The organism is Carboxydocella thermautotrophica, from assembly GCA_003054495.1.
Classification (GTDB): Bacteria; Bacillota.
This window is the reverse complement of record CP028514.1, coordinates 2637501-2661057: the sequence shown is the minus strand read 5'-3', so window position 1 is coordinate 2661057 and position 23557 is coordinate 2637501. Positions and strand designations below refer to the sequence as shown.

The window sequence follows — 23557 nt, the reverse complement described above, 5'->3', positions numbered from 1 at the left end:
TTTAAATGTTAAGAAAATGTAGTAAAACATGGATTGAAAAAAGCAGGAGTTACACCGTTTGAAAACGAATATAACTTCATCCAATAAAATGGGAGTGAGGCCTTTGAACTGGTTAGATATCATTTTGGCAATCTTTCTGCTCTATGGTTTGATCCAGGGCCTGCGGCGCGGCTTTTTACAAACTCTGGCCGGGCTGGTTGGTTATGGACTGGGGATGCTGGCCGGTTTTCTCTATTACCGGCAACTGGGAAATATGCTCTTTCAGCAGTGGAAAGACAGTCCTGCCTGGCTGGCCCTGTTACAAAAAATCCTGCCGGTACCCCGGGAGCTATATGCCCTGCCGGCAGCAAAAATTTCCACCTCCACCATGCAGACCGCCATTAACCAGCTGGTCAAGGACCCGGCGGCCAAAGGACAATTTGAACACTTGCTGGCTCAGCTGGGCCAGGCCACTCAGGATCCTCTGGTTCACAATGCGGCGGAAGCGGTGTATCGCATGGTGGGATTGGCCCTGGTGGAAGGGATAGCTTTTGGCTTGCTGTTTATCGGGGTGACTGCTCTTGTCCGCCTTACTGCCAGGATGCTGGGCAAGCTGATGGATGCGACCCCCCTGGGGTTAATCAATCGGCTGGCTGGCGGAGCTGCTGGCCTGGCCAAAAGCACCCTGGGGCTGGCCATCTTTTTGCTGGTACTGGCTCCCATGGCGCCCCTGGTTGCTCAGGAAAAAACAGGCGCTCTGGCAGAATTCTTTAAAGCAGTAAATAGTTCAATGATTTTGAATAACCTCAAACAATTTCTCGGGGGATTTTAAGGCGGAATCGAGGGTTCCGTCTTTTTTTTCTGGTCTTTTTGGGATAGAATAGTATTGTTGCCAGAAAACAAATTTATAATGGGGTGAAGAACATGGATTTTGCCAATGCCTGGGACATATACGCTGATAAAAGGCAACAGATTGAGCAGGTCAATCAGGAATATCTTCGTTTTTTAACCGAAGGGAAAACTGAACGGGAAGCAGTTGCTTATCTTGAAACTGAAGCTGTGCAGTCCGGGTTTGTGCCCCTGGCCCTGGTCATGAACGGGGAAGTAAAGGTTACGCCTGGACTCAAGGTTTATTTAAATTACCGTGAAAAAGCCTTTATTGCTGCTATTATCGGCCAGCAGCCCCTGGAAAAGGGACTGAATATCATCGGTGCCCATCTGGATGCGCCGCGGCTGGATTTAAAGCCCAATCCCCTCTATGAAGCGGAAAAACTGGGCTGGCTGAAAACCCACTATTATGGTGGTATTAAAAAATATCAGTGGGTAGCTCTGCCTCTGGCTTTACATGGCGTGGTCTTTACCCGCAGTGGACAGCGCCTGCAGATAGTTATCGGGGAAAAAGGAGAAGACCCGGTATTCACCATCACTGACCTGTTGCCGCATCTGGCAGCCAAACAGATGGAGAAAAAGGCAGCAGAGGTGATCAGTGGCGAAGGGCTGAACTTGCTGGTAGGCAGCATTCCCTGTGAAGATAAGGAGGCCAAGGAAAGGGTCAAGGCTGCCCTGCTCAAGATTTTAAAGGAGCAGTATGGTATCGAACCTGAGGATTTTGCCCGGGCGGAACTGGAAGCGGTCCCGGCTGGTCCGGCGCGGGAAGTGGGCCTGGACCGCAGCCTGATCGGCGGTTTTGGTCAGGATGACCGGGTTTGTGCCTGGACAGCCTGGGCTGCCTTGCGGGACCTGGCGGAAACTCCGGAATATACAGCTGTAGCCTTGCTGGTGGATAAAGAGGAAATCGGCAGTACCGGCAATACCGGGATGACGGCAGCTTTTTTTGCTAATATGGTGGCAGAACTGATCAATGCCCAGAGCCAGCCTTACAATGAAATTCTGCTCCGAAGGGCACTGGCCAATTCCCGGGCCCTTTCCGCCGATGTCAGTGTGGCGGTAGACCCCAACTTTGAAGGCGTAGTGGACAAATATAATGCTGCCCGTCTGGGGCAGGGACTGGTGGTGACCAAGTACACGGGGGCGCGCGGCAAGAGCGGTACCAGTGATGCTAATGCCGAATTTGTGGCCCGGGTTTTGCAAATTTTCTCCGAGGCCGATGTGCCCTGGCAGGTGGGAGAGCTTGGCGCAGTAGATGTAGGCGGTGGTGGCACCATTGCCAAATTCATGGCTGAAACGGGAATGGATGTGCTGGACTGCGGTGTAGCTCTGCTTTCTATGCATTCACCTTTTGAGGTTGCCAGCAAGGTAGATATATTTGCTGCTTATGAAGGCTACAAGGCGTTTTACCGTAAAGCAGGCCAGTAACAGGAGGTAAAGCCCATGTGGGACTGGCTGAAAAAATGGTGGCAGGGTCAGAAGAAATCGGAAACGGTAAACCCGCCGGAACCTGACTGGCGGCAACTACTGCAGACAGGCAGTGAAAGACAGCAAAGGCAAGCTGCCCTGGCCCTGCTGGGTCAGGGGGATCTGGCCGGTCTGGAACCGGTTCTGGCCATGCTTTGCGGTAAAGACCCCTTGCAGGCTTTAGAAGCCATGGAAGCTTTGCTGGCCTTTCCCGGACGGGAGGAATTAGCCGCAATCCTCTGGTCCAGGTTGCCTTACACCGACAAGCTGGGGCAAAGTCGCTTGTTGGACTGGGCCGGCCGGGCCGGTTTGGCCCTGGACTGGTTGCAGAACTGGCAAAAAGCAGGTCTTCCCCTCAGTCCCGCCTTTTATTCCCTGGCAGCAGCTTACGGGGATGACCGTTATGCCGTTTTGCTGGTGGATTACTGGCAACAAAAACCGGACTGGCAGCGAGCAGAGGAGATCTGGCAATGGGCCAGCCGGCAGGGCAACCAGTGGCCCTGCCAGGCAAAGGAGTGGTTATTACCCTGGATAGAACAGCAACCTGACAATAGTTTGCGCCGCAGCTGGCTGGCGCGGTTGCAGGAGGTGGGATAGGTGAATTTCTGGGGAAGGTTCGTGCAGTGGGTAACTAATTGGGACATGTGGCTGGCAATAGCGCTAACCCTGGCGGGTGCCTGGGTGGTCATACGGCTGAGCCGCATTGGCATCAATCGCTTTATCAAGGGCTCAGGCCGGGCTTTGACCTTGCGGGGGATTTTATACAGTCTGGTAAAATACAGTGTTATTTTCTTTGTTATTATTAATATTCTGGACCGCATCGGTTTTGATACCAGAAGCATTCTGGCCGGAGCGGGAATTGCCGGTCTGGCAGTGGGTTTTGGTGCCCAGAACCTGGTCCGGGATGTGATTACCGGGTTTTTTATTATCCTGGAAAACCAGTATACTGTAGGGGAATATATCTCAACCGCCGGAGTCCAGGGTTTTGTAGAAGATATGGGCTTACGGGTGACCAAGATCCGGGACGCCGGTGGACAGCTGCATATTATCCCCAATGGCCAAATTAACCAGGTCACCAATTTCCACCGCGGTCCACTGCTGGCTACGGTGGATGTACCCATTGCCTATGAAGAAGACCTGGACCGGGCATTAACTTTGCTGGAACGGGTGTGCCAGCAAGTAGCAGAGGAACAGAAGGAATTGATTGTCAGTGGGCCGCAGGTGCTAGGGGTGCAGAACTTCGGTCCATCGGAAGTGGTAATCCGCATCATTGCCCGGGTACGGCCTATGGAACAATTTCAGATCGAAAGGCTTTTGCGACGGCGGGTGATGGAAGCCTTCAATGCGGAAGGGGTGGAAATTCCCTACCCCAAACAGGTGATGTTTATGAGCGGACTGACGAAGGAGGAGAACCGGCCCTATGGTGTTGAAACTGCTCGAGGGTGATATTGTAGAATTAAAAAAACCCCATCCCTGTGGCAGCAACCGCTGGCAGATTTTGCGCCTGGGGGCGGATTGCCGGCTGAAATGCCTGGGCTGTAACCACCAGGTCTGGCTGGAACGGGTTAAACTGGAAAAAGCGATCAAGAAGTTTATAGAAAGAGGTGCTGAATAAAAATGGCATTAGCTTGTGGCATCGTGGGTTTGCCCAATGTGGGCAAAAGCACCCTGTTTAATGCAATTACCAAAGCAGGGGCGGAAGCAGCCAACTATCCTTTCTGTACTATTGATCCCAATGTAGGGGTAGTAGAAGTACCTGATCCCCGGCTGGAGCAGCTGGCGGCAATGGTTAAACCCCAGCGGGTTGTGCCTACTACTGTGGAGTTTGTGGATATTGCCGGTCTGGTGCGGGGAGCCAGCAAAGGAGAGGGACTGGGCAACAAGTTTCTTTCCCATATCAGGGAAGTGGATGCCATTATCCATGTCGTGCGCTGTTTTGAAGATGAAAACATAACCCATGTGGATGGGCAGGTAGACCCGATTCGCGATATTGATACTATCAATATGGAGCTGATTCTGGCTGACCTGGAAACCGTGGAACGCCGTCTGGAGCGCACCCGTAAAATGTTAAAAACCGGGGAGAAGAAATACCAGCAGGAAGTGGAATTTCTCACCCGGCTTAAGGAGACTCTGGAGTCCGGCCAATGTGCCAGGACAGTGGAAGTCAGTGAGGAAGAACAGCCTGTTTTGAAAGAGATGAACCTCCTGACAGCCAAACCGGTCTTATATGCCGCCAATGTGGCGGAAGATGACCTGACCAGGGAGGATTTGCCGCTGGTGCAAAAGGTACGGGATTATGCTGCTCAGGAAGGTGCAGAGGTGGTAACCATTTGCGCCAGGATTGAGGCGGAAATTGCTGAACTGCCGGAAGAGGAAAAAGGACCTTTTCTGGAAGCCCTGGGTCTGGAGGAATCGGGACTGGATCGCTTGATTCGGGCTGCCTATAAACTGCTGGGGCTGATAACTTTCTTTACTGCCGGGGTTCAGGAAGTACGGGCCTGGACTATTACCCGGGGCACTAAAGCTCCCCAGGCAGCTGGTAAAATCCATTCCGATATTGAACGCGGCTTCATCCGGGCTGAGGTGGTAGCCTTTGCTGACCTGATGGCTGCGGGCAGCCAGGCGGCGGCGCGGGAAAAAGGGCTGGTACGCCTGGAGGGAAAAGAGTATGTAATGCAGGATGGGGATGTAGTCTATTTCCGGTTTAATGTCTAATTATGCTTGTCAAACCCAAGATTATCTGGTATAATTACCAAATGAGGCCTCTGGGCCCATCATCCCTGCTCTATCCTGGAGGTAGGGCCGTTTAGTCCGTGGGGAGGAGGTGAAAGGAATGCGCGCTTATGAGTTGATGTTTATCATCAACCCCAACCTTACCGATGAAGCGATCAATGGTGTGGTGGAAAAATTCGAAAACCTGATCAAAAACAATGGTGGCGAAATCACCGCTCTGGATCGCTGGGGCAAGCGGAAGCTGGCTTATGAAATCAACAAAATGCGGGAGGGCTATTATGTCCTCTGCAATTTCAAAGCCGAAGCTCCTGTAGCTGCTGAGGTGGAACGGGTTCTGAAAATTACCGACGAAGTCGTCCGGCACTTGATCGTACGGGTTGATGCCTAAGGGTGATGGTTTAAAGGTGGTGTTTTAACCGTGTTGAACCGGATTATTCTCATTGGGCGCCTGACCAGGGACCCGGAGCTGAGATATACCAATACAGGTAGAGCTGTGGCCAGATTTACTCTGGCAGTTGATCGGCCGTACAAGAACCAGGCCGGAGAGCGGGAAGCAGATTTCATCAATGTGGTGGTCTGGGGCCCACAGGCAGATAATTGCAGCAAATATCTCAGCAAAGGGAAACTGGCGGCAGTGGACGGCCGTCTGGAAATTCGCTCCTTTGAGGGACAGGACGGAACCCGGAAATACATGACTGAAGTAGTGGCAGAAAATGTACGCTTTTTAAGTCCGAAAGAAGGAGGCAGAGGGCCTGGTTCTGACCTTCATGGCGAACCGCCTTTTGATGATTTCGCGGACGGAGATGAGGGCTTGCCCTTTTAAAACTGAAGCTCGGTAAGGGAGGGAAAACGATGCGTCGGGAACGGAAACGCGGCAAAAAACGCGTCTGCAGTTTCTGCGTGGACAAGGTTCAGGCCATTGATTATAAAGACCTGAATAGACTGCGCAAATATATCACCGAACGGGGCAAGATTTTACCCCGGCGGATTTCCGGCAACTGTGCCAAACACCAGCGCCAGCTGACTGTGGCTATCAAGCGGGCACGGATTATGGCTTTATTGCCGTTTACTGCGGAGTGAAACTGACTCAAGGGGAGCAAAGGGATTTTGCTCCCCTTTTTAATCAGAAAAAAGGAATTATCCGATTGATGGCGAACTTAGTCTTTTATTCGGAAAAACAGGCGGAGGTAAGGAATGGATAAAAACAAGCTGAAGCTCTGGTTTTTGCAGGGTGTACTGGCTCTACTGATAATAATTTGGCCTGCAGCGATGACTTTGTTGCAATTTTTCTGGCTGGTGCCATTATTAATGCTGGCGGTGGACAGCCCCTTACCGCAACTGCTAACAGGCACCGGGGCATTGCTGGCAGTGATGGCATTAACGGCCTGGCTTACTGGTAATTTGGACTGGGCTAATCTGTTCTATCTTGCCGGTTTTTTTGGCTTAACCCTATTTACCGGACAAATGGTACGCAGCCGGCAATGGGGCTGGGCCAGAATGGCAGGGGCCCTGGCTTTGCTCTTTTTTCTCTGGGATCTGATTTCTATTATCTGGAGCTGGAAGATCTGGCAAGCCCAGCTTGCCTTTCTATATAAGGAACTAAGCCGGGAAGTCCACCAGATTACAGAGCTGGTGGCCCGTATGTATGGACAACCCGCCACGGCCATGCTTACTGAGGAGACGAAAAAAATGCTGTACTGGAGCGTAATCCTGCTTCCAGGGCAGCAACTAACCTTTACATTGCTTTCTGCCTGGACAAGTGCATACTTTGCCGGCAAGCAACTGGGGGCGCGAGAAAACCGGCTGTTACCTGTACCGGTACGATACTGGAACCTGCCCTGGTACTTAATCTGGCTGGCTATCCTCGGTCTTATGCTTTTACTGCTGGGCCCCAGGGCTGAGGGGATAAATATTCTGGGTGCCAACAGTCTCTGGCTGGGTGCTTGCCTGGGCCTCCTCAATGGCTGGGGTTTGGTTAGTTTGACTTTGCCTTACTGGAATCCGCTTTTGCGTCTGCTTTTTATCCTCTCCTTATTCTTTGTGGGAGTAATTTATTTACCGCTGTTTGCCCTGATCGGTCTTCTGGATCTGGGTTTTGGCTGGCGTCAAAAATTGCTGACAGGAGGGAAATCATAGATGAAAGTCATTTTACAGCAGGATGTAAAAAAACTTGGTAATAAAGGTCAAATTGTAGAGGTTTCAGAGGGCTATGCCCGCAATTTCCTTTTCCCCCGGGGGCTGGCGGTGGAAGCAACCGCTGGTGCGTTGAAATCCCTGGATGAAAAGAAAGCCGCTGAACAGAGAAAACAACAGCGCCTGGAGGAGGAAGCCCGTGCTCTGGGAGCCAAACTGGCGGAAACTACGGTTGTAATTAAGACCAGGGCAGGGGAAGGAGGCCGCTTGTTTGGCTCCATTACCAATAAGGATATTGCCGAAGTGCTGGAAAAAAATTATGGATTAAAAGTGGATAAGAAGAAGCTGGAGCTTACGGAAAATATTAAAACTCTGGGGAGCTATCAGGTAGTAGCCAGAATTCATCCGAAAGTAACAGTCAAGTTTATGGTGCAAGTTATAGCAGAGGGGAAATAATCCATGAAAAGCCTTTTTAACAAGTTTATTGCAAAATCTAAAAATGTGGATTCTATGGAGGGCAAAGAGGAACAGCTGGCCAAACAGGTGGCAGCTCTCTATTCTCTGTTGGCCAGTATCTATGGTACTGACCGCCTGGTGATGAAGGCTGGAAAAGTGGATGCCCTGCATTTGATGCGTTCAGAAAATCTGGCCGAGCGGGTACTGGGCCTGGAAAGATTGACTTTCGATAGCCCCAGCCTGGAACGCCTGCCTGTACCGGAGGAAATTCCGGGAATTCTGGCTCGTGTTGAAGAGGAACTGGCAGACCTGCTGGCTCGCAAGGCGGTGGAAGAAAGGATTGAACGGCGGGTATCGGAAAAAATGCAGGAAAGACATGAGGAATATCTGCAGGAAATCCGGATGCAGGTTTTGAAGGAAAACCAGGGCCCGGAAACAGGAGCAACTTTAAAAAAGCTGGAGGAGCTGGAGGCAATGGAGAAAAAGCGCCTGGCCCGCTCCGCCATGGAAATGTTGCGGCCAGCTGAGATTACGGAAATCGTGGGCCAGGACCAGGCCGTGGCTGCCCTGGTGGCCAAACTGGCTTCTCCTTTTCCTCAACATATCATTCTCTATGGACCGCCTGGAGTGGGTAAAACCACGGCGGCACGGCTGGCTCTGGAAGCCGCCAAAAAGGTTGCTTCTTCTCCTTTTCAGGCCGATGCCCCCTTTGTGGAAGTGGATGGTACTACTCTGCGCTGGGATCCCAGGGAAGTAACCAACCCCTTGCTGGGCTCAGTGCATGATCCTATTTATCAGGGGGCCCGCCGGGATCTGGCGGAAAGTGCAGTACCGGAACCCAAACTGGGTCTGGTTACAGAGGCCCATGGGGGAGTTCTGTTTATTGATGAGGTAGGGGAACTGGATCCTCTTTTGCAAAACAAATTGTTGAAGGTGCTGGAGGACAAACGGGTTCACTTTGATTCCAGTTACTATGATCCCAATGACCCGGGGGTACCACAATATATTCGCAAGATTTTTGAAGAAGGGGCTCCGGCGGATTTTATCCTCATCGGGGCGACTACCAGGGATCCTTCCCAGATCAATCCGGCCCTGCGTTCCCGCTGTGCGGAAATTTTCTTTGAGCCGCTAACACCGGCTCACATTATTACCATTGTAGAAAATGCTGCCAGCAAGCTGCAGGTAGAACTGGCTCCCGGGGTTGCGGAAGCCATTGCCCAGTATACCATCGAGGGCCGTAAAGCCATTAACCTGCTGGCTGATGCCTATGCCATGGTGCTATACCGTCAGGGAGGCCAGCAGGGCGAACGGGTTGTAATCTCCCTGGAAGATATTTATGAAATGGCCCGCATCAGCAGGCTTACGCCTTTTGTTCAGGTTAAGGCCAAAGCTGCTGCCGAGATTGGGCGGGTCTTTGGCCTGGGGGTGGCCGGTTTTGTGGGTTCGGTGCTGGAAATCGAAGCCGCCGCCTTCCCGGCCCGTAAACCCGGGGAAGGGGTAATCCGCTTTAATGAAACGGCCGGTTCCATGGCCAGGGATTCGGTTTTCAATGCGGCAGCGGTCTTGCGCCGTCTAACGGGCGATGACCTGCATAATTATGATCTCCACGTCAATGTGGTCGGTGGTGGCAACATTGACGGACCTTCGGCGGGTGCCGCTATATTCCTGGCTATATACAGTGCCATCACTGGCCGTCCGATCTGGCAGGACCGGGCTTTGACCGGGGAAATCTCCATCCAGGGGAAAATCAAGCCCGTAGGAGGCATACCGGAAAAAATCTATGGTGCCCGCCAGGCCGGGATGAAAATGGTGCTGGTGCCGAAAGAAAATGAAAAAGATATTCCGGCTGCTGTTCCGGACTGTCAGGTAAGAGCAGTGGAAACTATCGAGGAAGTTATTGAGTTAATGTGTGTGCTGCAATAGTGGAGGAGGCGGGGAGAGTGTCTCTGGCAATGGACAGAGTTCCACCCCATAACCTGGATGCGGAACAATCAGTGCTGGGTTCAATGCTGCTGGACCAGGAAGCAGTTTTTAAAGCTATGGAAATCATCCGGGCCGAGGATTTTTACCGGGATGCCCATCGCCTGATTTTTGAGGCCATTTGTGACCTGGCCGACCGCAGTGAACCGGTGGATATTATCACTGTAGCCGAAGAACTGCGACAGCGCGGTCAGCTGGATAAAGTGGGTGGTGCCGCCTATATAGCCACCTTGAGTGGAATCGTGCCCACTGCCGCCAATGTGGAATACTATGCCCGCATTATCAGGGAAAAGTCCTTGCTGCGGGCCCTGATTTCCGCAGCCACCCGCATTGCTCAGCTGGGTTATGAAGGTGAGGCTGAAGCTGAGGAAATTTTAATGCAGGCGGAAAAGATGATTTATGACCTTTCCCAGCGCAAGGCCAGCCGCACCTTTGCTACCATGCATGAGATTTTGATGGAAACCTTCGACCGCATTGAGTATCTTTACCAGAACAAGGGAGATGTGACCGGGGTTCCCACCGGGTTTATCGATCTGGATCGCTTGACTTCCGGCCTGCAACCCTCAGATCTGATCATCGTGGCAGCACGGCCGGCCATGGGCAAAACCAGTTTCTGTCTCAATATTGCCCAGCATGCGGCCATTAAGGCGGGTATACCGGTAGCCATTTTCAGCCTGGAGATGTCCAGGGAACAGCTGGTGCAGCGGATGCTCTGTTCTGAGGCCATGGTGGACCAGCATCGTTTGCGCACCGGTCAACTGACGGAACAGGACTGGCCCCGCCTGGTGCGGGCCGTTGGTCCTATGGCCCAGGCCCCGATTTTCATCGATGATACTGTGGGCATTTCGGTGCTGGAAATGCGGGCCAAATGCCGGCGCCTGAAGGCAGAGCACGGCCTGGGCCTGGTTATCATCGATTACCTGCAGTTAATGCAGGGCAGCCGCCGCAGTGAAAGCCGCCAGCAGGAGATTTCCGAGATCTCCCGCGCCCTCAAGGGGCTGGCCCGGGAGCTGAATGTGCCGGTAATCGCCCTTTCCCAGTTGAGCCGGGCGGTGGAGCAAACCCATGATAAGAGGCCCAACCTCAGCCACCTGCGGGAATCCGGTGCTATTGAGCAGGATGCGGATATCGTATCTTTTATTTACCGGGAGGAATACTATAATCCCGATACTGAGAAAAAGGGGATTGCCGAAATTATCATCGCCAAGCACCGGAATGGCCCGGTCGGCAGTGTGGAACTGGGCTTTCTCAATGAGTTCACCAAATTTGTTAATTTAGAAAGACAGGGAGCGTGATGTTAAATGCCAATCGTGCAAATTGATATGCTGGAAGGTAGAACTCTGGAACAAAAGCGGGAACTGGTCAAGCGAGTAACTGAAGCTATTGTGGAAACCGCCAAATGCCCGCCGGAAGCGGTGAAAATCATCCTGCGGGAAATGAAGCCGGAACACCTGGGAGAAGCAGGGGTGCTGCGCTGCGACCGGTAAAGAGAGGGGACTGTCTAAGATTGTAGACAGTCCTCTTTTTTAGTAATTGATATTACAATAGTTGCCATTAAGAATATAAAATGGTAAAATATACATATAGATTTAATTTATTTATTTAATTTGTTCAGGGGGAAGCGGAGATGAGTGATTTTAGAAAAGATGTTTATGAAATGATTAAAGCGCTTGATTTGGAGATCTCTCAACTTCAACAAAAAGGGGCAAAATATCGTATTAATGATGGGCAGTTTCTAAAAGAAACAAATCAATGTTATACTTATCAGTTTTTATTAGCAGATGAAATAACCTTACCTGATGGAAGTCCTGTAAGATTAGTATATAAAAATAAGACTGTATATGGTGAAGTATTAGCAATAGAGGGTTTTGATATTACAATAGAGCTTTCAGATTATATTGGGGATGTAGTAGAAGAGGCAGAGTTATATTGTGAACCTTGGAATATTCTTAAAGAATTAAAAAACAGGCTACAAAATATTATAAACTCGAAAAAAAATGGGTTATGCAGATTGGTATTGTACGGTGATGGCAAAAATATTTTAGATAATGATATATATCAAAATTTACAATTTAAGAATGTTCAAACCGAATTGGCAGCTCGTGCTTATTATAACAAAACTACATACATATGGGGGCCTCCAGGTACTGGCAAAACTTATAATTTAGCAAAAGTAACAGATTACTGTATATCGAAAAATTGTACGGTCTTATTGCTTTCCCATAGTAACGCAGCTGTCGATGGTTTGGTTTATAAAATATATGAGCAACAAAAAAATGTGTGGACACCTGGCAAAATAGTTAGATTTGGAGTTCCTAAACTCCCGGAATTACTGAAAGGCGACGCAATTATTACGGCCTCCCAATTAGTAGAGCATAAGTATCCTAAGCTGAAAAAAGAAAAAGAAAAACTATTTCATGAACAGCAATATTTAAGAAAAAAAGTTAAATCCGGAAATGCTACAAAAGATGAAAAAGAAAAACTGGCAATTATAGAAGATAAATTGAAGGAAATAAGAAAAAATATTAGATTATTGGAAGATGAATATATTAATAAAGCTCAAGTCTTAGGAGTTACTCTTTCTAAGGCAGCTTTAAATAGTCTAATTTATAATAGAAAATTTGACGTCGTAATAGTTGATGAAGCTAGTATGGCATATATTCCGTATGTCGTTTTTGCTGCTTCTCTAGCTAAAAAATCTGTTGTTGTGTGCGGGGATTTTAAACAATTACCGCCCATAGCTATAGGACAACACGAATTAATAGAGCGCTGGTTGAAAAGAGATATTTTTGAACAGGCGGGAATAGTTAAGGCCTTAAAAGAAAAAGGCAAACATCCTAATATGGTTATGCTGGTTGAACAGCGCAGGATGCATAAGGATATTGCTTATTTTGCCAGTAAAAATTTTTATGATGATAAACTAGCAAATCATAGGTCGGTAAAATCTAAACAATCCATTGCAAATTCAAAACCATTTCCTGGCAACGCATTAGTTTTAATAGATTTAGATAATTTAGGCGCATATGGCTTTAGAGAGTGGGATAAAGTGTCGCGGTTTAACGTTTTTTCGGCATTTTTATCCATATTTTTAATAATTAAGGCTACAAAAGAGCAAAATATTTCGATAGGATATATTTCACCCTTTAATGCTCAAGCACGGTTAGTTTCTGCTCTTCTTTTGGATTTACTTCCTGATATTCAGCAGGACAAGGGAAAAAGGATAATTGCAGCTACGGTACACAAATTCCAAGGATCAGAACGGGATATAATCATTTATGACGTAGTTGAAAGTTTTCCGCAGAAAAAAGCAAGCATTTTAATAAATGGGCACGAAACAGACAGATTAGTTAATGTAGCGGTTACAAGGGCAAGGGGTAAATTAATAAACATAGCTGATACCAATTTTTTAAGAAGTCAGCTAAATCAAAATAACCCTACATTAAAATTAATTTTTTATATAATGAAAAATGGCGAGGTAATTAATTGGTTAAATATTAAAGAAATCTTAAAGGGAGAGCAGATACAAGGAATAGAGTGGTATATAGATACGAAAGAAGAAGTTTGGATTAAAGAAATAATGAAAGCAAAAAATGAAATAATTATTTTTTTACCAAATCCTAATACATTAAAAGAAAATTTACGGGTAGTACTAGAAGATTTGGAAAAGAAATTAAGTATTTATATTTTAACCAATGAACCTGAAAAGATAACCGGAATCAAATTTATTAATATCCAAAGAGACTGTGTTGCCAGTTTTATAATTATAGATCGTAAAATAATTATATATGGAGCTCCAAAGTTGCATCCGACAAAATTGGTTATTAAAGCTTGCTCTCCACGGGCGGCCAAACTGCTGGTTAATTTTTTAGGCATATACGATAACAATTTTTCTGTACAAAGGGAAATTGCTGTAACAAAGGAAGGTGCTCTAGCAAGGGAGCTTGTAGTAAAACCTGCATACTCCTTAAAAAAATATGTTGAAATTTGGGCAAATTGTTCTCAGTGTGGTAAACAGGTAATACCACAGTTAATATATAACAATAAAATTGTTCTGGTTTGTACTTTTTGCGGTAAACATAACAAGATCACTGTTCGGTTATTAAAAAAATACTTAGAACATACAAATTTAAAATGCAAAACATGTCTGTCTTTTTTTGAGGCAAAAAAAGGTAAGTTTGGACCTTATCTTGAATGCCGTGGTTGTGGAAAGCGATTGGACATAAACTCACTATGGTGATATTCCTATTAGCAAGGGAGCATTACCGAACATTAATCTCTGTATACAAAATAATTATTCGGATTTAATTGACTTTTTCCCGTATAGATGCTAATATTATTTTGGTTATGACCGTGCTCACTCAAACAGCCAGAAGGTGGTTGTTTGGGTTATTTTTGTGTCAATGAGTAAAAACTACGGGAAAAGGGGGACTTGCCATGGTCCGCAACCACTATGATGTTATCATCATAGGTGCCGGTCCGGCCGGTATCTTTACTGCCCTGGAACTGGTAGCCAGAGGGGAAGAAAAACTGAAAATCCTCATCATCGAAAAGGGACGGGACATTCCGCAACGTACCTGCCCGGCCAAGGAAAAGAGCATCAAATGCGTCCATTGCTCACCCTGTTCCATTGTTTGCGGCTGGGGCGGAGCTGGTGCTTTCAGTGATGGCAAATTGACCCTGTCCACTGAGGTGGGCGGCTGGTTGGAGCAATATATTGGTGAACGCAAACTGGCTGAGTTGATCAACTATATAGATGGTATATACCTGGAGTATGGGGCTCCAGATAAAGTTTATGGAATGGAAAATGAGGAAGCTATCGAAGAAATTCAGCGCCAGGCGGTGCTGGCTGAGCTAAAACTGGTTCCTGCCCCCATCCGCCATCTGGGCACCGGCCGCTGCGGCCAGATTCTGGAGCGGATGAAAAACGCTCTGGTGGCTAAAGGGGTGGAAGTCCATACCTGTGAAGCGGTAGAGCGCCTGGTAGTAGAGGATAATGTGATCAAGGGTGTAGAAACTGCCGATAGGCGGATTTTCTTTGGCCGCTATGTGGTGGTAGCTCCCGGCCGGGAAGGGGCAGAATGGCTGGCCCAGGAGGCCAAGCGTTTGCAGCTGGAGATGGCCGTAAACCCGGTGGACATCGGGGTACGGGTGGAGTTGCCGGCGGCAGTGATGGAGCACCTGACCAAAGTGATTTATGAATCCAAACTGATCTATCACTCCCGGGCCTTTGATGACAAAGTCCGTACCTTCTGCATGAACCCCTATGGGGAGGTAGTAACGGAAAACAATGATGGCCTGATTACCGTCAATGGCCACAGCCACGCCCATAAGAAAACGGAGAACACCAACTTTGCCCTGCTGGTCAGCAAAACTTTTACCGAGCCCTTTAAAGAGCCCATTGCTTATGGCAAATATGTGGCCCGCCTGGCCAATCTGCTGGGTGGTGGCGTAATTGTGCAGCGCCTGGGTGATTTGCTGGATGGCCGGCGCACCACTTACGATCGGTTACGTAAAGGGCTGGTACGTCCCACTCTGGAAGATGCCACTCCCGGGGACCTCAGCCTGGTCTTCCCCTACCGGCATCTGGTAGCCATTGTGGAAATGCTGCAGGCGCTGGACAAGATTGCGCCCGGGGTGGCTTCCCGCCACACGCTGCTGTACGGGGTGGAAGTGAAGTTTTATTCCTCCCGCCTGCAGCTCAATAAAGAGCTGGAGACCAAAATTACCAACCTGTATGCTGCCGGGGACGGTGCCGGGGTAACCCGGGGCCTGGCCCAGGCATCAGTAGCGGGGGTTGTGGCGGCCCGCAGTATTCTGGCTAAAGAGGGGGTAAAGCTGGCGTGATAGCCCGTTATACTACCCCGGAGATGAAACAGCTCTGGGCACCGGAAATGGAATTTCAGAAGTGGCTGGAAGTAGAACTGGCTGCCTGTGAAGCGATGGTGGAACTGGGCCAGGTGCCAGCAGCAGCCTGGGAAGTGATTAAGGCCAGAGCCGGATTTAAACTGGAACGAATTTATGAGATAGAAAAGGAAACCCAGCATGATCTGATCGCATTTCTGCAGGCGGTTTCCGAAGAAATCGGTGAAGAAGCCAAATACCTGCATCTGGGTATGACTTCTTCTGATGTCAAGGATACTGCTCTTTCCCTGCAGATTCGGGAGGCTCTGGACCTGATTCTAACGGAGCTGGCAAAGCTGGAAGAGGTCCTGGTGCGCAGAGCGCGGGAACATAAATATACCCTGATGATTGGCCGTACCCATGGCATCCATGGGGAGCCTACCACCTTTGGGCTGAAACTGGCTCTCTGGCTGGCGGAGGTGCGGCGCCATCAGGAGCGGTTACAGGAAGCCAGGCGGCGCATCAGTGTGGCCAAACTGAGCGGGGCGGTAGGGACTTTTGCCAATATCGACCCGCGGGTGGAAGAACTGGTGGCAGCCAAACTGGGATTAACCCCTGCCCAGGTAGCGACCCAGGTAATCCAGCGGGACCGGCATGGTGAGGTACTAAATGCCCTGGCCCTGCTGGCCAGCTCTCTGGATAAGTTTGCCACGGAAATTCGCAATTTACAGCGTACCGATATACTGGAGGTAGAGGAGTATTTCGCCAAAGGGCAGAAAGGCTCCTCGGCCATGCCTCATAAACGCAATCCTATCACCTGTGAACGGATAGCCGGGTTGGCCCGGGTGGTGCGGGCCAATGCCCTGGCCGGAATGGAAAATATCGCCCTCTGGCATGAGCGGGATATGACCCATTCCTCGGTGGAACGGATAATCATCCCTGATTCCACTACCCTGGTACACTCCATGTTGCGCTTATTTGTACGGGTGATAGATAATCTGATTGTTTACCCGGAAAACATGTTGCGCAATCTCAATCGCACTTTTGGGCTGATTTATTCGCAGCGGGTATTACTGGCTTTGATAGACAAAGGAGTTACCCGCACCGAGGCCTACCAATGGGTACAGCGCAATGCGCTGGCGGCCTGGAATAAGCAACAGTCTTTTGCCGAATTACTTTTGCTGGATGAGGATATCCGGCGCTATTTAACTCCGGCGGAGCTGAAGGAACTATTTGATCATCAATACCACTTAAAAAATGTGGATTACATTTTTGGCCGGCTGGGCCTGTAACCGTGGAGGTGGATCTTAATGGCAAGTGTAGTGTTGATTGGTGCCCAATGGGGAGATGAGGGGAAAGGAAAAGTAACGGATTTTCTGGCTGAAAAAGCTCAGCTGGTAGTGCGCTACCAGGGAGGAAACAATGCCGGCCATACCGTTGTTGTTGGTGATAAGGAATATAAACTCCACCTGATTCCCTCTGGCATTCTTTATCCTGATAAGCTCTGCTTGATTGGTAATGGAGTGGTAATCGACCCGCAGGTGTTGTTAAAAGAGCTGGATTACCTGGCTGAACAGGGAGTAAGCACCCGGGGTTTGCGGATAAGCCCCCGGGCCCATTTAATCATGCCCTACCATAAAAAGCTGGATGAGGTAGAGGAAGAAGCCAAGGGTGCCAACAAAATCGGGACCACAAGACGGGGGATAGGCCCGGCCTATATGGACAAAGCAGCCCGTATCGGTATACGGGTTGTTGACCTGCTGGATCGGGAGGAGTTCGCTGCCAAACTGGAACAAAACCTGAAGGCAAAAAATCTGCTCCTGGAACGGGTTTATCATACGGAAGGCTTTTCTTTTGAGGAAATTTACGAAACCTATCTGGCCTATGGGGAAAGACTCCGCCCCTATGTGGCAGATACTTCCCTGCTGATTGATGAAGCGATTAAAGAAGGCAAGAATGTTCTATTCGAAGGGGCCCAGGGAACTTTGCTGGACCTGGACCACGGAACCTATCCTTATGTAACTTCTTCCCATCCCATTGCTGGTGCAGCCTGTATTGGTGCCGGGATAGGGCCTACAAAAATCAGTAAGGTTATTGGTATTGCCAAGGCCTACACTACCCGGGTTGGAGAAGGGCCGTTCCCGACCGAGTTGCTGGATGAGCTGGGAGAACAAATTCGAGAAGCTGGTCATGAATTTGGCACCACTACCGGTCGGCCCCGCCGTTGTGGCTGGTTTGATGCTGTAATCCTGAGGTATGCAGTGCGGGTCAGCGGGATTGATACTCTGGCCCTGACCAAACTGGATGTACTGACCGGATTGCCGGTGCTGAAAATCTGTGTTGGTTACCAGAAACCAGATGGCACCGTACTGAAAGAGTTTCCGGCCAGTCTGAAGGAATTGGCCCAGTGTCAGCCTATTTACGAAGAGCTGCCGGGCTGGACTGAGGATCTATCGGCAGTAACGGCTTATGAACAATTGCCCGCTGCGGCTAAAGCTTATGTGCAGCGGATTGAAGAGCTGGCCGATGTGCCAGTATCTATCGTAGGGGTAGGAACCAGAAGGAATCAGACTTTAGTAAGACAGGAAATATACTAATTTTTAAGGACCGGTTTTTTGGCCGGTCCTAATTTTTTATTAAAGGGAGGAATTGTAAAAAGTTCACGAGCAGTCTGTTATATTCTTTTCTCCAGGAATGTTTCCTTTTGATTTTTATGGATTTCTTGCAGTATAATGAACTTAATTACACCGAGAAGGAGGATGAGGAATATGATTATCACTACCACGCCTACTGTCGAGGGCAAACCCATTCGCGAATATTTAGGTATTGTTAGCGGTGAGGCCATTATGGGCGCTAATGTGGTTCGTGACTTTTTTGCCAGTGTCACCGATATCATTGGTGGCCGGTCCGGCGCCTATGAAAGCAAACTGGTAGAGGCCCGGGAGATTGCCCTGAAGGAAATGGCGGAAATGGCCCGGCGCAGAGGGGCTGATGCTGTAGTAGGGGTAGACCTGGATTATGAAGTTGTCCGTGAGGGCATGTTGATGGTTACTGCCAGCGGGACTGCAGTCAAGTTCTAAATATTCTTGACATTCTTCCACTTTCCTTTTAGGATGAAATCAAGATAAAGTGGAAGGACTGATTGCTTTGTTTTTTCCGACAAGGGACGAGTTTAAAAAACTTCAAGAAAAAGGCTACCGGATACCAGTGGGCATAAAAGTACCTTTGCATGGGCTCAGCCCTTTGCAGGCTTTGGATAAACTGAACCTGGAAGGGAAACCGGCTGTATTGCTGGAAAGCGGTAAAGGTACGGAAAAATATGCCCGCTATTCCTTTTTGGGCTGGCAACCCTGGCTGGTCTATCGGGCCCAGGGAGAACGGATAACTGTCTACGATGGTAATGGACAAATTATCAGGGAATACCAGGGCCACCCTTATGAAGAACTGCGTCAACTGTTAAAGCTTTATCCTGCTAAACGTTACCCTGGATTGCCCAAGTTTTGCGGTGGCGCTATGGGTTTTATTAGCTATGATATGGGCCGCTATTTCGAACGGATGCCGGAACTTACTATTGATGACCTGGGCATGCCGGAAGCGTATTTTATGCTGGTAGACCGTTTGCTGGTTTTTGACCACTGGCAGCAGACCCTCACAGTTATTGTGAATGTACTGGAACAGGACTATCACTGGGCCCTGGCTGAAATCGAAGCCATTTTACGCGACCTGGAAAATAATCCAGCCCGACCGGCGGTAGTTTTGCCGGAAAATAAGGAGTTAAAGCGCAGTTTTGTTCCGGAAGCCAATATGACTCAGGCAGAGTTTGAAGCGATGGTAGTTAAGTGCAAAGAATATATAAAGGCCGGGGACATTTTTCAGGCCAACTTATCTATCCGCCTGGGCCGGGAGATTCACACTCATCCCCTTAATCTCTACCGGATTGTCCGGGAGGTTAATCCCTCGCCTTATATGGCTTACCTGGAGTTCGGGGATTGGCAGATTGTTAGCTCCTCCCCTGAATTGCTGGTACGCATAAACGAGGAAGGCTATGCTGAAACCCGTCCGATAGCTGGTACCCGGCGACGGGGGGCCAACCGGGAAGAGGACCTGGCCCTGGCCCGGGAGCTGATTTCTAACGAAAAGGAACGGGCCGAACATATTATGCTGGTGGATCTGGAAAGAAATGACCTGGGTCGGGTCTGCCAGTACGGTACTGTAGAAGTAAATGAACTGATGGTGATTGAAGAATATTCCCATGTTATGCATATAGTCTCCAATGTGCGCGGGCGGCTGGCTCCTGGTAAAGATGGTTTCGATCTTTTGCGGGCAGCTTTCCCGGGCGGGACTATTACCGGAGCTCCCAAAATCCGTTCCATGGAGATCATTGAGGAGCTGGAACCTACCCGAAGGGGTATTTACACCGGTTCTATCGGCTATTTTGGCTATGCTGGGGAAATGGAAATGAATATTGTAATCCGTACACTGGTGATTAAAGATGGTAAAAAGGCGTATGTTCAGGCTGGAGCAGGCATAGTTGCTGACAGTATACCGGAACGGGAATATTTTGAGTCACTGAAAAAGGCGGAAGCGCTCCTGAAGACTCTGGAGCTGGCAGAAGAGCTTTTTGCCAGGGAGGTAAGCAGCAGCTTCAGAAAACTAGACTATAATTGATTGTATTTAACTGTTTTGCTACATTAAGAGTATGGAACTATTATCCATTGGTGAAGCAGCAAAGTCCGGCAGGGTTTCGGGGAGCTGATCAGGAATGCCAAAGAAACACGAGAAGAACAAATTTAGCATAACTGTGTGCGGGGAGTTTTTTCCGGAGATTTACCCGGCTCACCGGTCTTCGAAGTGGAGCCGGGGCGAAGAAGACCCGCTGACTACGGAGATGCGTCTCTTCTGTGCCTGTATGCGGTGGGCCTTTAACCGGCTCCTGGAAGGTGCTTCCCGCCATGAAATCAAGAAGTCAGGACAAGAACTTTTCGGGCTGAACTCCCGCTATGCGGATGATGCCAGACTTAAAGCACAGGCCCTGCTGGACTCCCAAACAGAACTGCTGAAGTTAGAAAATGAAGAAACAGAAGAGAAACTGGGCCGGGCCAGGAAGAAGCTCAGCCTGGCTATGAGGAAACTGGCGAAGGCAGAGGAAAAAGGGGCTGCTTCAGAAGTTATTGAAAAGCTCCGCCTGGCAGTCAAGGGGCGGAACAAGCGGGTGGTTTCACTGGCAAAAAGGCTGGCTGAACTGAAGGATTACCGGGAGAAGGGTACAATACCAGAGGTAGTCTTTGGGGGCAGAAGGTTGTGGGAAAAGGTCTGCCAGGGCCGGGCCGCCCGTGAAAAATGGCGGCACGCCCGCAGGAACCGCCTCTACTCCCGGGGAGACGAGAGCAAGGGAGGCAACCCCAACATTAAGATATTTTATGACGGACAGGACTTCCGCCTGGCGGTTTCCCTCTCCCACCTTTCTGAACAGACAGGCATAGATAAACTTGGTCGCCCCAGGATGAGCCAGGCCCCCAGGGTTGAGGGCAAGTTGTGGCTGCCGGAAAAACACCGGGAACTGGTGCAGATATGGCTGGCCATGAAGTTACCCTATGCGGTAGAACTGATCCGCACCCTGGAAGGACGCTATTTGGTACATTTGACATTTGAAGTGGTCAGGGTACAGGAACCGGACTTTGCTAAAGGTTGTCTGGCTATAGACACAAACCCTGATGGGGTAGCCCTGTGTAACGTTAGCGCTTCCGGCCAGCCGGAGCCGTGGCCGGAGGGTTTCAGCGTTCCTTATCCCGGCAACCTGGGCAAGTACGAAGGAGAGTTTCAGGTTATCCCTTACCCGAACGGTTTTCTTTATATCAGAATACCAGACTTAGCCCATGCTTCCAGCTTCCGGCGTAGCTACCTGATAGGCGTTTTAGCCAAAGTAGTGGTAGATATAGCTTTCTTTTCAGGCAAACCAATTGTTTTAGAAAACCTGAACTTTGGCAAAGACAGACTGGACACTAATAAAAAGTTTAACCGCATGGCTTCCAATTTTCCATTTGCGAAAATGGTAGGAGCAATGTATCGGAGAGCGACAAAAGAAGGGGTGCCTTTCAAGTTAGTATCACCCCGGCATACTTCAACCATAGGTTACTGGAAGTATATGAAACGTTACGCCGTTTCGGTGCATTGCGCGGCGGCACTGGTTATAGGACGCCGGGCAATGGGGTTCAGGGAACGGGTGACTGAAGAACTCAGGCAGCTGGTATCGCAAATCAAGCAAAACCTGACCCGGAAGGTTAATCCTGATAGACCTGAGGAAGGAAAAGGGATGACCCGTAGGGTCAGGGCCTGCTTGAGGCGGCTGGAGGAGAGGCTTTCTGGTGAACAGGAGGCGTATAACTCCGTCTGGCCTGACCTGAAGTTATTGGCCCTGTCCGTACGGTGACCCCGTTTAGCCGGTGTCGGAGAAACCGGTAGGCGTCCTAACAGGACGCGGGAGGCGGAGTTATACTCCCACCGGGAGGTCAGCATAAACCGGTGCAGTACTCCCGTCCGGGTGGAACTCCCGGGCCGAGGTCCCCTGTCGCCCTGCCCCGCGGGGGCAAATCAAGTATTCGGAAAGGAGGCGAAAGCCTGGTCTGGGGGCCGACTTGGCTGGAGATAAAAACAGTCAAGTTTTTTGAACCAGGTTTTCCATGCCTAACTATCTTGTCATCAATGGCACTGTTACAGAAGAGGAAAAAGCCGTTATCTCGGTTCTTGACCACGGTTTTCTTTATGGTGACGGCCTGTTTACTACTATTAGGGTGGAAGCAGGTCGCCCCCTCTGGTTTGATGACCACTGGCAGCGTCTCTGCCAGCAGGCAACGGTTATGCATATGCCCATTCCCTGGGAGAAAAAAGAGGTGCTGAACTGGCTGCTGGCAGGGTTGAAAGCGAATGGCCTTGTTGATGCATATGTGCGGGTTACGGTCAGCCGGGGACAGGGGCCCCTGGGGTTGGACTTTTCCCAGTGTAAACTACCTAATTGCATTGTTTACAGTAAGCCTTTACCTGCTCATATTGAAGAGAGACAAAAAATGGGGATTAAGGCTGGTATTCTTTCGGGTCGGCACTGGGGTAAACTATGGCCTGGTGCAGGACTTAAGTCATTAAACTTTCTTAATCAAGTTCTTGCCTTTCCTGAGATGAACAGCAAAGGCTGGCAGGAAGGGGTTTATCTAACCAGTACCGACCATGTGGCCGAGGGCACAGTAAGTAATATCTTCTGGTTTAAAGACGGGATATTGTTCACTCCCTCTCTGGAAACCGGTATTTTGAATGGAATAATGCGACAAAAAGTAATAGAGATGGCCAGAATGCAAGGGATAACAATCCAGGCGGGATTATATTATCAAGAAGCGCTTTTACAGGCTGATGAGATCTTTATTACCAATTCGATCAGCGAAATAGTGCCTATCGTTGAGTTAAACGGCCAGAGTATTGGAAAGGGCGTACGTGGAGATCTGGTCCAAAGGCTGCTTTTGGAACTGAAAAATTTCAAGAAAAACTGTTGACAACTTTTCTAGCATCGTGTAGAATATGAAACTGTCAGACGACATGATGAGCCATTAGCTCAGTAGGTAGAGCACCTGACTTTTAATCAGGGTGTCGCTGGTTCGAGTCCAGCATGGCTCACCATCATGTGGCCCCTTGGTCAAGTGGTCTAAGACACCGCCCTTTCACGGCGGTAACACGGGTTCGAATCCCGTAGGGGTCACCATTTCTATATGGGCGATTAGCTCAGCTGGGAGAGCACCTGCCTTACAAGCAGGGGGTCGGCAGTTCGAACCTGTCATCGCCCACCATCGCGGAGCCGTGGTCTAGTCTGGTCTAGGATGCCTGCCTGTCACGCAGGAGGTCGCGGGTTCGAATCCCGTCGGCTCCGCCATTAAATATGCCACGGTAGCTCAGTTGGTAGAGCAGAGGACTGAAAATCCTCGTGTCGGCGGTTCGATTCCGTCCCGTGGCACCATATACAAAGTGTACCAGCGGCCCCTAAGCCGCTTATGGTTGTTTCGTGAAGATGCGGACGTAGCTCAGCTGGTAGAGCATC

At 49.5% G+C, this 23557-nt stretch carries 22 protein-coding genes and 6 tRNA genes (1 of these 28 running past the window's edge); all 28 read left to right on the top strand.

Annotation, left to right across the window (positions count from 1 at the left end; translation table 11 throughout):
• Positions 1–103 precede the first annotated feature (103 nt).
• The gene (locus CTH_RS13635) at positions 104–811 is read left to right on the top strand and encodes a CvpA family protein (RefSeq protein WP_159071981.1); all 708 of its coding nucleotides are present in this window, start codon (positions 104–106) and stop codon (positions 809–811) included.
• A 92-nt stretch (positions 812–903) separates the two neighbouring features.
• Positions 904–2295 carry an aminopeptidase gene (locus CTH_RS13630; protein WP_078666247.1) on the top strand — a complete coding sequence of 464 codons (1392 nt, stop codon included), beginning with the start codon at positions 904–906 and terminating at the stop codon, positions 2293–2295.
• A gap of 15 nt (positions 2296–2310) precedes the next feature.
• Positions 2311–2931 carry a hypothetical protein gene (locus tag CTH_RS13625; protein WP_078666248.1) on the top strand — a complete coding sequence of 207 codons (621 nt, stop codon included), beginning with the start codon at positions 2311–2313 and terminating at the stop codon, positions 2929–2931.
• Positions 2932–3780 carry a mechanosensitive ion channel family protein gene (locus CTH_RS13620; protein WP_107754204.1) on the top strand — a complete coding sequence of 283 codons (849 nt, stop codon included), beginning with the start codon at positions 2932–2934 and terminating at the stop codon, positions 3778–3780.
• Positions 3755–3949 carry a DUF951 domain-containing protein gene (locus tag CTH_RS13615; RefSeq protein ID WP_078666252.1) on the top strand — a complete coding sequence of 65 codons (195 nt, stop codon included), beginning with the start codon at positions 3755–3757 and terminating at the stop codon, positions 3947–3949. Before CTH_RS13620 ends, CTH_RS13615 begins: the two co-directional genes overlap by 26 nt.
• Positions 3950–3951: 2 nt before the next feature.
• On the top strand, positions 3952–5049 hold the full coding sequence (gene ychF / locus CTH_RS13610; RefSeq protein WP_078666249.1) for a redox-regulated ATPase YchF: 1098 nt from the start codon (positions 3952–3954) through the stop codon (positions 5047–5049).
• A 118-nt stretch (positions 5050–5167) separates the two neighbouring features.
• Positions 5168–5455 carry a 30S ribosomal protein S6 gene (gene rpsF / locus CTH_RS13605; protein WP_078666560.1) on the top strand — a complete coding sequence of 96 codons (288 nt, stop codon included), beginning with the start codon at positions 5168–5170 and terminating at the stop codon, positions 5453–5455.
• Positions 5456–5485: 30 nt separating this feature from the next.
• The gene (locus CTH_RS13600) at positions 5486–5890 is read left to right on the top strand and encodes a single-stranded DNA-binding protein (RefSeq protein WP_078666559.1); all 405 of its coding nucleotides are present in this window, start codon (positions 5486–5488) and stop codon (positions 5888–5890) included.
• A 29-nt stretch (positions 5891–5919) separates the two neighbouring features.
• Positions 5920–6147, top strand: a complete 228-nt coding sequence (gene rpsR, locus CTH_RS13595; protein ID WP_078666558.1) for a 30S ribosomal protein S18 — start codon at positions 5920–5922, stop codon at positions 6145–6147.
• A gap of 114 nt (positions 6148–6261) precedes the next feature.
• The gene (locus CTH_RS13590) at positions 6262–7203 is read left to right on the top strand and encodes a DUF2232 domain-containing protein (RefSeq protein WP_078666557.1); all 942 of its coding nucleotides are present in this window, start codon (positions 6262–6264) and stop codon (positions 7201–7203) included.
• The gene (gene rplI, locus CTH_RS13585) at positions 7204–7656 is read left to right on the top strand and encodes a 50S ribosomal protein L9 (RefSeq protein ID WP_078666556.1); all 453 of its coding nucleotides are present in this window, start codon (positions 7204–7206) and stop codon (positions 7654–7656) included. It begins immediately after the preceding gene.
• Between the two features lie 3 nt (positions 7657–7659).
• Positions 7660–9579, top strand: a complete 1920-nt coding sequence (lonC, locus tag CTH_RS13580; protein WP_078666555.1) for a Lon family ATP-dependent protease — start codon at positions 7660–7662, stop codon at positions 9577–9579.
• A gap of 23 nt (positions 9580–9602) precedes the next feature.
• Positions 9603–10931 carry a replicative DNA helicase gene (gene dnaB / locus CTH_RS13575; RefSeq protein WP_078666562.1) on the top strand — a complete coding sequence of 443 codons (1329 nt, stop codon included), beginning with the start codon at positions 9603–9605 and terminating at the stop codon, positions 10929–10931.
• Between the two features lie 6 nt (positions 10932–10937).
• The gene (locus tag CTH_RS13570) at positions 10938–11123 is read left to right on the top strand and encodes a 4-oxalocrotonate tautomerase (RefSeq protein WP_078666554.1); all 186 of its coding nucleotides are present in this window, start codon (positions 10938–10940) and stop codon (positions 11121–11123) included.
• Between the two features lie 140 nt (positions 11124–11263).
• Positions 11264–13873 (top strand): AAA domain-containing protein, encoded by a 2610-nt coding sequence (locus CTH_RS13565; RefSeq protein ID WP_107754201.1) that lies wholly within the window; start codon positions 11264–11266, stop codon positions 13871–13873.
• A gap of 197 nt (positions 13874–14070) precedes the next feature.
• Positions 14071–15480 (top strand): NAD(P)/FAD-dependent oxidoreductase, encoded by a 1410-nt coding sequence (locus tag CTH_RS13560; protein ID WP_078666552.1) that lies wholly within the window; start codon positions 14071–14073, stop codon positions 15478–15480.
• Positions 15477–16769 carry an adenylosuccinate lyase gene (gene purB, locus CTH_RS13555; protein ID WP_078666551.1) on the top strand — a complete coding sequence of 431 codons (1293 nt, stop codon included), beginning with the start codon at positions 15477–15479 and terminating at the stop codon, positions 16767–16769. The genes CTH_RS13560 and purB overlap by 4 nt, the downstream gene beginning before the upstream one ends.
• Positions 16770–16787: 18 nt before the next feature.
• Complete coding sequence (locus CTH_RS13550; protein ID WP_078666550.1) at positions 16788–18074, top strand: adenylosuccinate synthase; 1287 nt, start codon at positions 16788–16790, stop codon at positions 18072–18074.
• Positions 18075–18245: 171 nt separating this feature from the next.
• Positions 18246–18557 carry a YbjQ family protein gene (locus CTH_RS13545; protein ID WP_078666549.1) on the top strand — a complete coding sequence of 104 codons (312 nt, stop codon included), beginning with the start codon at positions 18246–18248 and terminating at the stop codon, positions 18555–18557.
• Positions 18558–18606: 49 nt separating this feature from the next.
• Positions 18607–20145 carry an anthranilate synthase component I gene (gene trpE / locus CTH_RS13540; RefSeq protein WP_242952077.1) on the top strand — a complete coding sequence of 513 codons (1539 nt, stop codon included), beginning with the start codon at positions 18607–18609 and terminating at the stop codon, positions 20143–20145.
• Positions 20146–20239: 94 nt separating this feature from the next.
• A complete protein-coding gene (locus CTH_RS13535) occupies positions 20240–21907 on the top strand; it encodes an IS200/IS605 family accessory protein TnpB-related protein (protein WP_107754199.1) in 1668 nt (555 codons plus the stop codon).
• 250 nt (positions 21908–22157) lie between these two features.
• Positions 22158–23018: an aminodeoxychorismate lyase gene (gene pabC / locus CTH_RS13530; RefSeq protein WP_078666715.1), complete on the top strand. Its 861-nt coding sequence runs from the start codon at positions 22158–22160 to the stop codon at positions 23016–23018.
• 48 nt (positions 23019–23066) lie between these two features.
• Positions 23067–23142: transfer RNA gene (locus CTH_RS13525), tRNA-Lys, on the top strand.
• 6 nt (positions 23143–23148) lie between these two features.
• Positions 23149–23224, top strand: a tRNA-Glu gene (locus tag CTH_RS13520).
• A 9-nt stretch (positions 23225–23233) separates the two neighbouring features.
• Positions 23234–23309 (top strand) — tRNA-Val (locus CTH_RS13515).
• A 4-nt stretch (positions 23310–23313) separates the two neighbouring features.
• Positions 23314–23392: transfer RNA gene (locus tag CTH_RS13510), tRNA-Asp, on the top strand.
• A gap of 8 nt (positions 23393–23400) precedes the next feature.
• Positions 23401–23476: transfer RNA gene (locus tag CTH_RS13505), tRNA-Phe, on the top strand.
• A 53-nt stretch (positions 23477–23529) separates the two neighbouring features.
• Positions 23530–23557, top strand: a tRNA-Gly gene (locus tag CTH_RS13500) (it continues 48 nt past the right edge of the window).

Excerpts from the sequence above, each read along its gene's own strand:
- CTH_RS13565 (WP_107754201.1), top strand. The coding sequence starts at position 11,264 with ATGAGTGATTTTAGAAAAGATGTTTATGAAATGATTAAAGCGCTTGAT.
- CTH_RS13570 (WP_078666554.1), top strand. The coding sequence starts at position 10,938 with ATGCCAATCGTGCAAATTGATATGCTGGAAGGTAGAACTCTGGAACAA.
- rpsR (WP_078666558.1), top strand. The coding sequence starts at position 5,920 with ATGCGTCGGGAACGGAAACGCGGCAAAAAACGCGTCTGCAGTTTCTGC.
- CTH_RS13625 (WP_078666248.1), top strand. The coding sequence starts at position 2,311 with ATGTGGGACTGGCTGAAAAAATGGTGGCAGGGTCAGAAGAAATCGGAA.
- rplI (WP_078666556.1), top strand. The coding sequence starts at position 7,204 with ATGAAAGTCATTTTACAGCAGGATGTAAAAAAACTTGGTAATAAAGGT.
- pabC (WP_078666715.1), top strand. The coding sequence starts at position 22,158 with ATGCCTAACTATCTTGTCATCAATGGCACTGTTACAGAAGAGGAAAAA.
- lonC (WP_078666555.1), top strand. The coding sequence starts at position 7,660 with ATGAAAAGCCTTTTTAACAAGTTTATTGCAAAATCTAAAAATGTGGAT.
- rpsF (WP_078666560.1), top strand. The coding sequence starts at position 5,168 with ATGCGCGCTTATGAGTTGATGTTTATCATCAACCCCAACCTTACCGAT.
- CTH_RS13630 (WP_078666247.1), top strand. The coding sequence starts at position 904 with ATGGATTTTGCCAATGCCTGGGACATATACGCTGATAAAAGGCAACAG.
- ychF (WP_078666249.1), top strand. The coding sequence starts at position 3,952 with ATGGCATTAGCTTGTGGCATCGTGGGTTTGCCCAATGTGGGCAAAAGC.
- CTH_RS13560 (WP_078666552.1), top strand. The coding sequence starts at position 14,071 with ATGGTCCGCAACCACTATGATGTTATCATCATAGGTGCCGGTCCGGCC.
- CTH_RS13550 (WP_078666550.1), top strand. The coding sequence starts at position 16,788 with ATGGCAAGTGTAGTGTTGATTGGTGCCCAATGGGGAGATGAGGGGAAA.
- CTH_RS13615 (WP_078666252.1), top strand. The coding sequence starts at position 3,755 with ATGGTGTTGAAACTGCTCGAGGGTGATATTGTAGAATTAAAAAAACCC.
- CTH_RS13545 (WP_078666549.1), top strand. The coding sequence starts at position 18,246 with ATGATTATCACTACCACGCCTACTGTCGAGGGCAAACCCATTCGCGAA.
- CTH_RS13590 (WP_078666557.1), top strand. The coding sequence starts at position 6,262 with ATGGATAAAAACAAGCTGAAGCTCTGGTTTTTGCAGGGTGTACTGGCT.
- CTH_RS13535 (WP_107754199.1), top strand. The coding sequence starts at position 20,240 with ATGCCAAAGAAACACGAGAAGAACAAATTTAGCATAACTGTGTGCGGG.